Origin of the sequence: Stenotrophomonas sp. PAMC25021, assembly GCF_004795795.1 — a bacterium.
Lineage (GTDB): Bacteria > Pseudomonadota > Gammaproteobacteria > Xanthomonadales > Xanthomonadaceae > Stenotrophomonas > Stenotrophomonas muris.
On sequence record NZ_CP039255.1, the window covers coordinates 3,423,334 to 3,436,261 of the forward strand.

The following is a 12,928-nucleotide window of genomic DNA, read 5'->3' on the forward strand; positions in this document are numbered from 1 at the left end:
GTGTGGACGGGCTGCGCGCGGGGGTCAATTCACCAGCCGCCCGGACGCCACTGCAGCTGCGCGTCGTGGGCCTGCAACCAGGCCTGCAGGGGAGCTGCGATGACCACGTCGGCGGCGGCAAGCAGCTGCGCTCCATCGAAGACCAGCGGCAGCTGGGCGCGTCGCCAGGGGGCAAGGTGTTCGCGTTGCAGGCAGTCCTTCAGCGCATGCGAATGCTGGCGACCGGGCAGCAGGATGCGTTCGCCGCCCACACGCGCACGGACCTGGAGCGGCCGTTCGAAGGCCTCGGCGCCGTGCAGGTGCAGCTGACCGCCATCGGGCAGCGCCAATGGCGCGCGTCCATCCCATCCGGCCTGCCAATCATGGGGAAGCGCCGGCAGTTGCGCGGGCAGGAGATAGGCATGATCGCGCCATTGCTGGATGGCATGATCGTGCCAGCGCACCCGCGCCTGGCGATCGTTGCCGGCTGGCAGCAGCTCGTCCAGCGCCTGCTGCAGCACCGTGGCCGGAAGTGGGGCGGCCCCATGGCCGATCACCCAGGCACGGAGCACGCGCGCGGCGCGGCCCGGTGACACCTGGCGCAGCAGCTGCAGCGACAGCACACGCGGTGCCACCTCCAGATGCACGATCAGCTCGGCGTCCTCCTCGTCCAGCAGTTCGCGGGTCTGCCGGCAATGCAGGGCGCTGCCCGCCAATGCCGCGGCGGTCTGCGGCCAGCGCTGGCGCAGCAACGGCAGCACCTGCAGGCGCAGGAAATTGCGATCGGCGTGGTCGTCGGCGTTGCTGGGGTCTTCAACCCAGCGCAGCGCGTGCTGGTGCGCGTAATCGAGCAGCGCACGGCGCGGCACCGCCAGCAGCGGTCGCCACACACGGTGTTCGCCTACGCGGCTGTCTGCGGACATCGCGGCAAGACCATCGACGCCGGAGCCACGCAGGGCACGCAGCAGGAAGGTCTCGGCCTGGTCGTCCAGGTGCTGCGCCAGCGCCAGTGTTTCGCCGTCGCGCAGTTCGGTGGCGAACGCGGCGCGTCGCGCCTGCCGTGCTGCGCCTTCGACGCCCAGGCCCGATGTGGGGTCGATCTGCACGCGATGCACGGCCAGTTCGATGCCCAGCGCTGCGCATTGGTGCTGGCAATGCAGCACCCAGTCGTCCGCATCGGGGTGCAGGCCATGGTGCACATGCACCGCGCGCAGCGCCGTGCCGGAGGCCTTGGCGCAGCGCCACAGCCAGTGCAGCAGCACGGTCGAGTCGACACCGCCGCTGTAGCCCACCAGCAGTGGCGCATCCAGCGGAACGAGGGCAGGGAAGGCAGTCACGGCGGCAAGTATAGGGTTGCTCGGCAGGGCTGCGCCCTGCACCCGCTACGATCCAGAGCAACGGCAACGGCAACAGCAGAAGCTGGTTTCCTGAGGGGAGGCGGGGTGGGTCCGGTTGCGGGAGACGCCGTAAACCCCCAGGCCGGCCCAGCCGCTGGCGGCTGTGCGTTCGGGCGCTTGCGAAGCAGTGCTTCGCAAGCAAAGCGCCCTCACCCATGGGGGCTTGGCCGCGGCATCCATGCCGCGGACACTCCCGCAACCGGACCCATCCCGCCTTTGACAGTTTCCTGCGAACTGTCGGAATGGCTCTTGGGGTCAGATCCGTTTTCCTGCGGAAAACGGATCTGACCCCGGATTCAATTCGATATCTGAGAGAAAAATCGTGTCGACCAAGCTCGACACCTACCAGGAGCAACAGCAACCGCCGTGGTTGCCGGCCGCCCCGCCATCCCACGGAATGCACGCTGTTGCTGTTGCTTCGGCCGTTGCCGTTGCATCGGCAGGTGCAGGGCGCAGCCCTGCCGAAAAACCTACTTCACCCGACGGCCCGCGCGGTCGATGCGGAACCACTCCCCGCCTTCCATCGGCGTGTGGCCATCGGCATCCGGCGTGCCGCGCCGACAGCCGTTGCAGACCTCGGCCACGCCATCCTGGAACGGCCACCCGAAATCGTAGGTGCCGGGCACCACCTGGCGGAACGTCAGGTCGAAGTAGCCGACGCGGTTGCCGACGCGGCCGCGCAGCAGGCCTTCCTGCGGTGTTTCCGGGCCGTTGTCCCAGGTCAGCACAGGCAGGCTGCGGCCCTTGCGGTCGACGTAGTGGAAGCCCTGGTCGGCATACACCACGGCCAGGCCGTGGTCGTCGTAGTTCAGGTCCTTCAGCGCATCGGCGCTGATCTTCGGCCGGTGATCGACCACCTCGCAGTTGGGCAGCGGCCACAACCCGTGTTCGTCGGTCAGCAGCTTGCAGGCCGGCGCCTGCGCCAGCGCGCTGGAACCGGCCAGTACGCCGAGCAGGACCAGCGACCGCGCGAAGCGGCCGCGGTCGAGGCGGGCCTGCCGCACGATCACTTGGCCTCGGCCTTGCGCTCGAAGGCCGTCGGTGCCGGCAGCTGCACCGGCACGCCCTTGTCATCGCAGGTGCCGGCCTGGCACAGGCGCTCGCGCAGGGCCGGGGTGGCCTGCACGATCATGTGGTAGATCGCGTTCTGTTCCAGCGTGCCGCGGATCGCCTTGCTGCCCGGGCCACGCGCCCAGATGCCGACATCCTCACCACCGTGCGATTCGGACTTCATCGGCACCAGTGCTTCCTGCATGTAGTCCGGATGCTCGGTGTCGACCTCGCGCAGGTTTGGGCGGCCGTTGGCCGGTTCGAAGCTGCTCGGGTTGTGCGGGTAACGCTTCGGGCCGGCCGGCTGCTGGTTGCTGCTGCCGGTATGGCCCGGGCCGTTGGCATAGCTCAGCGTGGTGTACGGCTGGCCCGTGCCGTCCAGCGCGTAGTCCAGCTTGCCGGCACCATCTTCGCCGCCCTTGTCCTTCACCTTGCCCAGGATCGGATTGCCACGTGCCGGGTAGCCGACGAAGTTCAGCGTATGCGAGTGGTCGGCGGTAACGATGATCAGGGTGTCGTCGGCCGAGGTCAGTTCGTTGGCCACGCGCACCGCGTCGGACAGCGCCACGGTCTCGGTCAGTGCACGGTAGGCGTTGCCGCTGTGGTTGGCGTGGTCGATGCGCGCGCCTTCGATCATCAGCACGTAGCCTTCCTGGTGCCTGGCCAGATTCCTGATCGCTGCAGCCGTCAGTTCGGCCAGGCTCGGCTCACCGCCCGGATCCTGCGGGCGCTCGTATTCGTAGCGCATGTGGTCCGGTTCGAACAGGCCGAGGATGGCCGGCGCATTGGCGGCCGCCGCCAGCTGCTTGCTGTTCCACACGTAGGCACCCTGCGGGTGCGCCTGCTGCCATTCCTGCACCAGGCTGCGGCCATCCAGGCGCTGGCCGACCTTGTCGTCGTATTCCGGATCGCGCTCTTCCACGGTGGTGAATTCACCGCGACCGCCGCCGAGAGCGACCAGCGGGCCGCGCCCATAACGCGAGGTCGACAGCAGCTGCTGTGCGATGTCCTTGCAGCCTGCAGCCTTGGCCGCTTCAGTCAGGTCGGTGTCGTTTTCCCAGTTGCGCTCGGGCGAGTGCGCATAGGTGGCAGCAGGGGTGGCATGGGTCAGGCGCGCGGTGGACACCACACCGGTGGCCAGGCCGGCGCTGTCGGCCAGCTGCAGCCAGGTCAGCAGGCCCTTGGACAGGCTGTCGGCGCAGTCGGTGCGGCTGCCGGCGCTGACACCGATCGCGCCCATGTGGGTCTTCACGCCGGTGGTGATGGCGGTCATGGTGCCGGCCGAATCCGGCGTCTGCGAATCGGTGTTGTAGGTCTTGCTGAACGCCGTGGCCGGGAAGCGCTCCCAGGACAGCAGGTTCTCCTCGCCCGAGCCACCCTTCTGCTGGCCTTCGTAGATGCGCGAGGCGGCCACGGTGGTCAGGCTCATGCCGTCGCCGAGGAACAGGATGACGTTCTTCGCCTTGCCGGACATCGCGCCGTTGGCGGCGGCCTGGGCGGCGCCACTGCGGTACCACCATTGCGGGGTCTCGCCGGCCGGATGGGCGACCGGGTCGACGGCGACCTTCAGGCCGGCCGGGGCAGAGGCGGGGGTGGTGCTGGCGCAGGCGCCCAGCAGCAGGGTGGTGGCGCAGGCGGCCAACAGGGAGACGGAACGGCGCATGGACGCTGGGATCTCACAAACTGTAACGGGACGTTCATTATGCCCGCCCCTGCAAGGCACGCCGATGACACACTGATTTGCCGGCCGGGCGGTCGTTCTGCGGGCCGCCTTGGGCTATCGTGCCAGCATCCCTTCCTTCCCCTCTGGATTGCCTATGAAGCTGGTCTCTGCCTGGCTGCGGATTCCATTCTGGCAGCGCGTGGTCGGTGGCTTCGTGCTCGGCGCGCTGGCCGGCTGGGCGCTTGGCCCGGCCGCGGAAACGTGGTTCGGCCCGCTCGGTGAGCTGTACGTCACCCTGATCAAGATGATCGCCGTGCCGCTGGTGTTCTTCGCGGTCATCAACGCAATCTCGTCGCTGCACGGGCAGAAGTCGGTCGCCGCGCTCAGTGGCCGCACCTTCCTCTGGTTCGTGATCACCGCGGCGCTGGCGGTATGCGTTGGGCTGGGCGTGGGGACCGTGCTGCAGCCCGGTGCCGGCGGGCTGCAGCTGACAATGGCCAGCAACTACGTGCCGCGCGAAGTGCCCAGTGTGGTGCAGGTGCTGCTGGACGTGGTGCCGGCCAATGTCTTCTACGCGCTGTCCGGCATCGGTACCAAGGTCAATGCGGCCGGTGAGACTGTGCTGGCGGCCGGTCGCGGCTCGATCCTGCCGGTGATCTTCTTCGCAGGCCTGGTGGGCTTTGCCATCGTCAAGCTGGGCGAGAAGGTGACCGAGGCGCGCAAGCTGGTCGGCCAGATGAGCGACATCATGATCCAGGTGACCCGCTTCGTGCTGGAAGTCACCCCGATCGGTACCTTCGGCCTGATCGCCGGCCTGGTCGGCAGCTATGGCTTCGAGAAGCTGCTGCCGCTGGGCCATTTCGTGCTGGCCCTGTACGTGGCCTGCGCCCTGCACATCGTGGTGGTCTACAGCGCGCTGCTGCTGGCGCACGGCCTGAACCCGCTGAAGTTCTTCCGCGGCGCGGCGCCGGGCATGCAGGTGGCCTTCGTCAGCTCGTCCAGCTTCGCCGCGATGCCGGTGGCGCTGCGTTCGATCACCCACAACCTGGGCGTGAACAAGGACTACGGTTCATTCGCGGTGCCGCTGGGCGCCAGCATCAAGATGGATGGCTGCGGCGCGATCTATCCGGCGCTGTGCGCGGTGTTCATCGCGCAGTACAGCGGTGTGCCGCTGACCCCGGAGCAGTACGTGGTGGTGCTGATCGCCTCGGTGCTGGGCAGCTTCGGTACGGCCGGCGTGCCGGGTACCGCGGTGATCATGGCCACGGTGGTGCTGAGCGCAGCCAACCTGCCGCTGGAGACCATCGGCTATCTGTATGCCATCGACCGCATCCTCGACATGATGCGCACGATGACGAATGTGACCGGCCAGATGCTGGTGCCGGTGATCGTGGCCAAGGAAACCGGGCTGCTGGACCAGGCGGTGTATGACAATCCGTCCAGCAACGTGGGCGTGGACGATCCTGACCCGACACCGCCACGCAGCTGAGGTTGCGTGGAGATGAAAGGCCCGCCCTGACCGGCGGGCCTTTCGTTTGGGAGATGGCTGACGCGCTGCCGGCCGTGGTAGATCCACGCCATGCCTGAATGGAGGCGGTGCCGACCAAGGTCGGCAGCTACCCACCATTACGCGGGCCCAACAAAAAAGCCGCTGCAGGGCAGCGGCTTTGCTTTGCGTATCAGGCGGCGCTGTGACGCCAGCCGGTCAGAGGTCGACCCGGCGGGCCTGCATGAACTTGTTGCCCCAGTAGCCACTGAGCAGGGTGTCCACGCGGACGTCCTTGCCCGAGCTCGGCGCATGCAGGAAACGGCCATCGCCGACGTAGATGCCGACGTGGTCGACGCGGCCCTTGCGGCCGAAGAACACCAGATCACCCGCGGCCAGCGCGGTGCGGTCGTTGATCAGTTCCGCATTGTCATCGTGGGCCATCTCGCGCGAGACGCGCGGAAGTTCGATGCCCAGGGCCGAACGGAACACATAACCGACCAGGCCGCTGCAGTCGAAACCGCTGTCCGGGTTGCTGCCACCCCAACGGTACGGGGTGCCCAGCAGGGTCATCGCGCGGCGCAGCAGCGACTGCACCTTGCCGTTGTCGGCGGCGGTGCCGACGACGCTGCCATTGGCGGCGCTGCTGGTGTCGTAGTTGGCGAGCAGGCGGCTGAGGTCGCCGGCCACCACGGCCGAGCGGTCCATCAGCGGAATGGTGTCGTTGGCGGCCAGGTGCGGCAGCAGGGCGGCCAGCGTGGCACTGGCGGCGGCATCGACGCGGCTGCGCTGCGGAGCGGCAGCCTCGGCCTTGGCGGCCGGTCGGGCGGTGCTCTCGGCCACCGGGGCCGGGGTCACATCGGAACGGTTCGGAGCAGTCTGCGACCAGGCCGGAAGGCTGGTCAGACACAGTGCCAGGCCAAGCAACAGCGGGCGGGCACTACGTGAAGATACGGAAGTCTGGCCTTCGCTTTTCAGGTCGTCAGTCGTCACGCGTCGGTCACAGGAAAAAAACGATGGGGCATCATGCCCTGTAAAAGCGCGGATAAGTTAAAAATTCCGTTAGTAATTCGTTAGTTGCACAGTGATGTTCGTCACAGTTTTGAATATATCGCCTGTTCATTTTAGCGAAGGACGCGTTTCGCCCCTGTGTAGTGGTCCTTCCAGTAGGGACCGCTGAGCGAGTCCAGGCGCACGGTGCCGCCGGTGCTCGGCGCATGCACGAAACGCCCTTCACCTACATAAATACCGACGTGGGTGACGCTGCCGCGGCTGCCGAAGAACACCAGGTCGCCGGTGGCTAGGCGCTGCGGGTCGATCTTCGGGCCCTGCACCGCCGCCAGGTCGCGGGAGGTGCGCGGCAGCCGCAGGTCCAGCATCTCGCGATAGACATAAGCGACCAAGCCGCTGCAGTCGAAGCCCGAATCCGGGGTGTTGCCGCCATAGCGGTAGGGCGTGCCGACCAGGCTGATGGCGCGCATCAGCACCGAGTTGGCAGCCTCGGGGTTGTCCGGCACGGTCTTTGGCCAGTTCGCCGTGGGCGGGGGCGGGGCCGGGCGGGTGGCCTTGCCACCGCCACAGGCGGTCATCAACAGGGGCAGGGCCAGCAGCAGGGCCGGGGCGAGAAACCGGCGCTGGCCGGACGAAACTGGCGTGATGTGCATGATCTCCGGATAATGCGCCACCTTGGATTGGCCGTCATGATGGCGGCGTCCCCGCCGGGCGACAACCCGCCCCAACCCGCCTGCCTCCGGCAGATCCAGACAGAGTTGCGCATGAAGATCGAAAAAGACCGCGTTGTCCGCTTCCACTACACCGTTTCCGAAGTCGGCCAGGAGCCGATCGAATCGTCCAAGGACCGCGGCGAGCCGCTGGCGATCCTGATCGGTCACGGCAACATCATCCCGGGCCTGGAAAACGCCATGATGGACAAGGAAGCCGGCGCGACCTTCAACGTCGACGTCAAGGCGGCCGATGCCTACGGCGAGCGTCGTGAGGGCCTGTCCCAGCGCGTGCCGAAGAAGCACTTCGGCAATACCAAGCTGGCGCCGGGCCAGCAGGTCGTGCTGCAGACCAACTTCGGCCCGCGTGCGGTGACCGTGCAGAAGGTCGGCATGAGCGTCGTCGACGTTGACCTGAACCACCCGATGGCTGGCAAGGACCTGCACTTCGACGTCGAAATCGTCGACGTGCGCGAAGCCGGCAAGGAAGAGCTGGACCACGGCCACGTCCACGGCGACGGCGGTCACCAGCACTGATCGCAGCGCGATCGTGATGGCAGCAATGGCCCGCTTCGGCGGGCCGTTGCGTTTCTGGAACACGCCGCGGCCATCCATGGTGCACGGGCCGGCGGCATAATGGCGGACCTGCCTGACGGACGCCCCGTGAACGCCGCTTCTCCTTCCCTGCAGCCGGTGGCTTCCGGCGAACGCATCGCCGTGCTGGACGTGCTGCGTGGTGCTGCGCTGCTGGGCATCCTGCTGATGAACATCGAGGCTTTCAGCGGCCCGCTGGACCTGGCCTTCACCGGCATTGACGTGCACTGGCGGGGCATCGATTACTGGGCCGACGCCTTCGTCTATGTGTTCGTGCAGGGCAAGTTCTTCACCCTGTTCTCGCTGCTGTTCGGTGCCGGCTTTGCGGTGATGGCACAACGCGCCGAGGTGGCCGGGCGCGACTTCACCCCGTTCTACCTGCGCCGCAGCGCCGGCCTGCTGCTGATCGGCCTGTGCCATGCACTGCTGGTCTGGTCCGGCGACATCCTGGTGATGTATGCGCTGGTCTCGTTGCCGTTGCTGGCCTGCCGCGAGGCGCCGCGCAGCTGGCTGCCGTGGATGGGCGTGATCGTCTACCTCGGCGGTGTAGCGATGATGCTGCTGGTGGGTGCGATGGTGTCGATGGCGTCGGCCGAAGAGGTGCAGGGCATGCTTGCCGAGGCGCAGCAGAGCATCGACCTGCAGCGGCAGGTGTACGGGCAGGGCAGCTGGGCGCAGGCCACTGTGCAGCGCCTGAGCGAGTTCGGCACCTCGATGGGCGCGTTGCTGATCAGCGGCCCGGAAGTGCTGGGCATGTTCCTGCTCGGCAGCTGGTTCGCCGGCAGTGGCGCGCTGGCGACGCCGGAGCGCTTCCCGCGGCTGTACGCGTCGCTGCGCTGGATCGCACTGCCGCTGGGGCTGCTGGTCACGCTGCTGGGGGTTGCCTGGAAACCCTACCTTGCACCCGGCGCCTACAACCTGCCGGTGACCGCGGCGATGGCCCTGGTCACGGTTGGCGGGCTGCCGATGTGCCTGGGCTACCTGGCGTGGATCGTGCACTGGCGCACGCGGCTGGCGTGGCTGGCGCCGGTGGGGCGCATGGCGTTGACCCACTATCTTGGCCAGTCGCTGCTGTGTACCTGGACCTTCTACCACTACGGGCTGGGCAGGTTCGAGATGATGCCGCGCAGCGTGCAGCTGCTGTTCGCGCTGCTGTTGTTTGCCGTGCAGGTGGCTGTTTCGCACGCGTGGCTGGCGCGCTTCCGCTTTGGTCCGATGGAATGGCTGTGGCGTGCAATGACCTACCGGCAGTGGCCACCGATGCGGCGCAGGACGAAGCAGGGGTGAGCGATGAGCGCGCACGCGCTGTGCTGATCGGCCGCGCGCCCGCGCATCCTCACGTCTGGCCTGCAGCGGGGCATGGCATGCTCGGCGTCAGCATGAGCGCCGGCATCGGCCAGCGGATCGCCGATCTCGTCTGCGGCCACACGCCAGCGATCGATCCTGCCCCTTACTGACCCGAGCGATTCCGATGAGCACTGCATCCTATGATTACGACCTGATCGTCCTTGGCGGCGGCTCCGCCGGCCTGGCCGGTGCGATCCGCGCCGCGCAGCATGGCAAGCGCGTGGCGATGCTGGAACCCGGCGAACTGGGCGGAACCTGTGTCAATGTCGGCTGCGTGCCGAAGAAGGCGATGTGGCTGGCGGCCGACCTGCACGAGCGCATCGGCCTGGCCAATGCGATGGGCTTCGATGTCGAGGCACGCCCGGCGCTGTCGTGGAAGGAACTGGTGATCCATCGCCAGGCCTACATCAGCAACATCCACACCAGCTACCACAAGCGCCTGGACGAAACCGGCGTGGTGCGCATTCCGGCACGTGGCCATCTGCTTGATGCGCACACCGTGGCCTGCAGTGATGGCGTGCACTACAGCGCCGAACACATCCTGATCGCCACTGGCGCGCATCCACTGCGTCCGGATATTCCCGGCGCGGAGCTGGGCCTGGTCTCCGACGATTTCTTCGACCTGCGTGCGGCGCCGGCCGAGGTGGCGATCATCGGTGGCGGTTACATCGCGGTGGAGCTGGCTGGCCTGCTGCAGGCGCTCGGCAGCCGCGTGAGCCTGCTGGTGCGCGGCAAGCGCCTGCTGGAGCGCTTCGATTACGAGCTGACCGATCAGCTGGCCGAGAACCTGAAACAGCAGGGCGTGCGGATCCATTTCGACTATCGCCTGCGCGAACTGCAGCGCGATGGCGAGCGCGTGCGGGCGTTCGGCCATGACGGCCCGATCGACAGTGTGTTCGATGCGGTGTTCTTCGCTGCCGGCCGCCGCGGCAACAGCCGTGGCCTGGGTCTGGAAGCGCTCGGCATCGACATCGGCGAGCACGATCAGGTGCAGGTGGACGAGTGGCAGACCACCCGCGTGCCGAGCGTGCACGCGGTCGGTGACATCGCCGGCAAGGTCGGCCTGACCCCGGTGGCGGTGGCCGCTTCGCGGCGGCTGATGGACCGCCTGTTCGGGGGGCGCCCGCAGTCCAAAATGGATTACGAGAACGTGGCCAGCGTGGTGTTCTCGCATCCGCCGCTGGGCGCGGTGGGCATGAGCGAGGAAGAAGCGCGCCGGCGTTTCGACCAGGTGAGCGTCTACCACAGCCGCTTCCGCCCGATGCTGCAGGCGCTGGCCAATGGTACCCAGCGCAGCCTGTTCAAGATGGTCTGTGCCGGCCCGGAAGAACGCGTGGTAGGCATCCACCTGCTGGGCGAAGCGGCCGACGAGATCCTGCAGGGCTTTGCGGTGGCGGTGAAGATGGGCGCGACCAAGGCCCAGTTCGACGACACCGTGGCGATCCACCCGACCTCGGCCGAAGAAGTGGTGCTGATGCGCTGAGCCGGGATGTTGTAGGGCCGAGCCCTGCTCGGCAGCCTTTCGCACCGGCCTGGCGACGCCGAGCGCAGGCTCGGCTCTACAGGGCAGCGGGCGCCCCCATGCGACAATGAGCGACCCCACGCCTTGCCGGGCCGCTCTGCGCGGCCCGCCGTCGTCCTGATGTCCACTCCCGCTTCCCGCATTGCCACTGCTTCCCCACGCATTGCGCTGGGCGGCATCGGCCTGGCCGCGATCGGCGCCATCGCCGCGTCGGGCAAGGCGATCATCGTCAAGCTCGGCCTGCGCCACGGCGTCGATGCCACCACGCTGCTCGCCCTGCGCATGCTGATGGCGCTGCCCCTGTTCGCGTTGATGGCAGCGTGGGCCGCGCGCCGGGCCGAGCCGTTGTCCTGGGCCGACCGTGCCCGCGTGCTGTGGCTGGGCTTCACCGGCTACTACCTGTCCAGCCTGCTCGACTTCCAGGGACTGCAGTACATCAGCGTGACCCTGGAGCGGCTGATCCTGTACTTGAACCCGACCCTGGTACTGCTGATCAACGTGCTGCTGGCGCGCCAGCGGCCGGGCCGCTGGCAGATCGGTGCGCTGGTGCTGAGCTACCTCGGCGTGCTGCTGGCCTTCGGCCACGATTTGCAGCGCGAGGGTGGGCAGATCATCGTCGGCAGCCTGCTGGTGCTGGGCAGTGCCCTCAGCTATGCGCTGTACCTGTTCGGCAGTGGGCAGGTGGTCGCGCGCATCGGTGCGGTGCGGCTGACCGCCTATGCCAGTTGCGTGGCCAGCGTGCTGGTGCTGCTGCATTTCGCGGTGACCCATCCGCTGCCGCTGCTGTGGCAGGCACCGGCGCCGGTGCAGTGGCTGTCGTTGGTCAATGCCACCGTGTGCACGGTGCTGCCGGTGCTGGCGATCATGCTGGCGGTGCAGCGCGTGGGTTCGTCGCTGGCCGCGCAGGTCGGTATGCTGGGCCCTGTTTCCACCATCGTGATGAGCCTATGGCTGCTCGACGAACCGATGGGGCCGGCGCAGATCGCCGGCACCGTGCTGGTGCTGATCGGCGTTCTGCTGGTGACCCGCCTGCGGCGCTGACGCCGGAGCAGGCGCGTGCGAGCATCCTGGCGGTGATCCGCGCAATCCCGGCGGGGCAGGTGATGGGCTACGGCCAGGTGGCGATGCGCGCGGGCCTGCCCGGGCGTGCACGCCTGACCGCACGCATCCTGGGCCAGAACGACGACCCGGACCTGCCCTGGCACCGCGTGCTGCGCTCGGACGGGCGCATTGCCATGGAAGAAGGGTCGGCCGGCTGGCGCGAGCAGTCACAACGGTTGCGCGCCGAGGGTGTGCGGGTGGAGAACGGCCGGGTGCGGATGCCGGCGACCGATCCGGCGGCGGCGCTGGACGCAGCGGTGTGGGGCCCGGGCTGAGCACCGCTGGCGACTGAACAGGCCGGACCTGCGGGTCGCCAACAAGACACGATGCTGCGGCTATGATGGAGGCCGTTCCATGCCGGTGCTCCCATGTTCCCGCGACTGCCAACCGTCACCAAGGCCCTGCTGATCGCCAACGCGATCCTGTTCCTGCTGCAGCAGCCGTTCCTGCTCGGCATGCAGACCTTCGAGCCGTTCATGCTGCAACCGTTGCAGCAGGGCTTCGACGCGTTCTCGCCGGGCGGCAACTTCCAGCCCTGGCAGCTGCTGACCTACGGCTTCCTGCATGGCAGCTTCGGCCATCTGTTCTTCAACATGCTGGCGGTCTTCATGTTCGGCGCGCCGTTGGAGCAGACCTGGGGCGAGAAGCGCTTCCTGCTGTACTACCTGGTGTGCGTGGCCGGTGCCGGTGTCTGCCAGCTGCTGGTGGGTACGCTGCTGGAAAACCCTGCCACGGTGCTGGGCGCCTCCGGCGGCGTGTTCGGCCTGCTGCTGGCCTACGGCATGCTGTTCCCGAACCAGCGGGTGATGCTGCTGTTCCCGCCGATCCCGATGAAGGCGCGCACTTTCGTGATCCTGTTCGGTGTGGGCGAGCTGGTGCTGGGCATGACCGGCTGGCAGCCGGGCGTGGCCCACTTCGCGCACCTCGGCGGCATGCTGTTCGGCTGGTTGCTGATCCGCTACTGGCGCGGGCAGCCGCCGTTCAAGCGCCGCCCGCCCGGCCCACCGAAGCGCCCGAACCATCTGCGCAGCGTCAAATGATCCGAAGGATCATTTGACGCTGCAGGTG

12 protein-coding genes and 1 pseudogene are annotated in these 12,928 nt (G+C 67.8%); 8 read left to right on the forward strand and 5 right to left on the reverse strand.

Annotated features, from left to right (window positions below):
* Positions 1 to 29 precede the first annotated feature (29 nt).
* From tilS to E5790_RS15860, 3 genes are all read right to left on the reverse strand, one after another.
* Positions 30 to 1,316 carry a tRNA lysidine(34) synthetase TilS gene (gene tilS / locus E5790_RS15850; protein WP_229653714.1) on the reverse strand — a complete coding sequence of 429 codons (1,287 nt, stop codon included), beginning with the start codon at positions 1,314 to 1,316 and terminating at the stop codon, positions 30 to 32.
* A 530-nt stretch (positions 1,317 to 1,846) separates the two neighbouring features.
* A complete protein-coding gene (locus E5790_RS15855; RefSeq protein WP_032960809.1) occupies positions 1,847 to 2,386 on the reverse strand; it encodes a WG repeat-containing protein in 540 nt (179 codons plus the stop codon).
* A complete protein-coding gene (locus tag E5790_RS15860; RefSeq protein ID WP_014647928.1) occupies positions 2,383 to 4,089 on the reverse strand; it encodes an alkaline phosphatase in 1,707 nt (568 codons plus the stop codon). Before E5790_RS15860 ends, E5790_RS15855 begins: the two co-directional genes overlap by 4 nt.
* A gap of 154 nt (positions 4,090 to 4,243) precedes the next feature.
* On the opposite strand from E5790_RS15860, the gene E5790_RS15865 reads away from it, so the two are divergent.
* Complete coding sequence (locus tag E5790_RS15865) at positions 4,244 to 5,578, forward strand: dicarboxylate/amino acid:cation symporter (RefSeq protein ID WP_014647927.1); 1,335 nt, start codon at positions 4,244 to 4,246, stop codon at positions 5,576 to 5,578.
* Positions 5,579 to 5,794: 216 nt separating this feature from the next.
* Here the strand turns inward: E5790_RS15865 and E5790_RS15870 are convergent, their stop codons facing one another.
* Positions 5,795 to 6,502, reverse strand: coding sequence for a C40 family peptidase (locus E5790_RS15870; protein ID WP_223224737.1), 708 nt, complete (start codon positions 6,500 to 6,502; stop codon positions 5,795 to 5,797).
* A 197-nt stretch (positions 6,503 to 6,699) separates the two neighbouring features.
* Positions 6,700 to 7,239, reverse strand: a complete 540-nt coding sequence (locus tag E5790_RS15875) for a C40 family peptidase (protein WP_026347086.1) — start codon at positions 7,237 to 7,239, stop codon at positions 6,700 to 6,702.
* A gap of 111 nt (positions 7,240 to 7,350) precedes the next feature.
* Here E5790_RS15875 and E5790_RS15880 point away from each other — a divergent pair, with 111 nt between their 5' ends.
* The 7 genes and pseudogenes from E5790_RS15880 to E5790_RS15910 all read left to right on the forward strand — a co-directional run bounded on the left by E5790_RS15880 (position 7,351) and on the right by E5790_RS15910 (position 12,900).
* Positions 7,351 to 7,833, forward strand: a complete 483-nt coding sequence (locus E5790_RS15880; protein ID WP_014647924.1) for a peptidylprolyl isomerase — start codon at positions 7,351 to 7,353, stop codon at positions 7,831 to 7,833.
* A gap of 99 nt (positions 7,834 to 7,932) precedes the next feature.
* On the forward strand, positions 7,933 to 9,177 hold the full coding sequence (locus tag E5790_RS15885; protein WP_041863671.1) for a DUF418 domain-containing protein: 1,245 nt from the start codon (positions 7,933 to 7,935) through the stop codon (positions 9,175 to 9,177).
* A gap of 26 nt (positions 9,178 to 9,203) precedes the next feature.
* Positions 9,204 to 9,347 (forward strand): annotated as a pseudogene (locus E5790_RS15890) (amino acid dehydrogenase); the annotation flags it as partial.
* A 14-nt stretch (positions 9,348 to 9,361) separates the two neighbouring features.
* Positions 9,362 to 10,720, forward strand: a complete 1,359-nt coding sequence (gorA, locus tag E5790_RS15895) for a glutathione-disulfide reductase (protein WP_049442360.1) — start codon at positions 9,362 to 9,364, stop codon at positions 10,718 to 10,720.
* Positions 10,721 to 10,879: 159 nt separating this feature from the next.
* On the forward strand, positions 10,880 to 11,800 hold the full coding sequence (locus E5790_RS15900; protein WP_014647921.1) for a DMT family transporter: 921 nt from the start codon (positions 10,880 to 10,882) through the stop codon (positions 11,798 to 11,800).
* Positions 11,797 to 12,135 (forward strand): MGMT family protein, encoded by a 339-nt coding sequence (locus E5790_RS15905; RefSeq protein ID WP_227864151.1) that lies wholly within the window; start codon positions 11,797 to 11,799, stop codon positions 12,133 to 12,135. The genes E5790_RS15900 and E5790_RS15905 overlap by 4 nt, the downstream gene beginning before the upstream one ends.
* A 93-nt stretch (positions 12,136 to 12,228) precedes the next feature.
* Positions 12,229 to 12,900, forward strand: coding sequence for a rhomboid family intramembrane serine protease (locus tag E5790_RS15910; protein WP_014647919.1), 672 nt, complete (start codon positions 12,229 to 12,231; stop codon positions 12,898 to 12,900).
* The last annotated feature ends 28 nt before the right edge of the window (positions 12,901 to 12,928 follow it).

Excerpts from the sequence above, each read along its gene's own strand:
- E5790_RS15860 (WP_014647928.1), bottom strand. The coding sequence starts at position 4,089 with ATGCGCCGTTCCGTCTCCCTGTTGGCCGCCTGCGCCACCACCCTGCTG.
- E5790_RS15865 (WP_014647927.1), top strand. The coding sequence starts at position 4,244 with ATGAAGCTGGTCTCTGCCTGGCTGCGGATTCCATTCTGGCAGCGCGTG.
- E5790_RS15875 (WP_026347086.1), bottom strand. The coding sequence starts at position 7,239 with ATGCACATCACGCCAGTTTCGTCCGGCCAGCGCCGGTTTCTCGCCCCG.
- E5790_RS15880 (WP_014647924.1), top strand. The coding sequence starts at position 7,351 with ATGAAGATCGAAAAAGACCGCGTTGTCCGCTTCCACTACACCGTTTCC.
- E5790_RS15885 (WP_041863671.1), top strand. The coding sequence starts at position 7,933 with ATGGCGGACCTGCCTGACGGACGCCCCGTGAACGCCGCTTCTCCTTCC.
- gorA (WP_049442360.1), top strand. The coding sequence starts at position 9,362 with ATGAGCACTGCATCCTATGATTACGACCTGATCGTCCTTGGCGGCGGC.
- E5790_RS15900 (WP_014647921.1), top strand. The coding sequence starts at position 10,880 with ATGTCCACTCCCGCTTCCCGCATTGCCACTGCTTCCCCACGCATTGCG.
- E5790_RS15910 (WP_014647919.1), top strand. The coding sequence starts at position 12,229 with ATGTTCCCGCGACTGCCAACCGTCACCAAGGCCCTGCTGATCGCCAAC.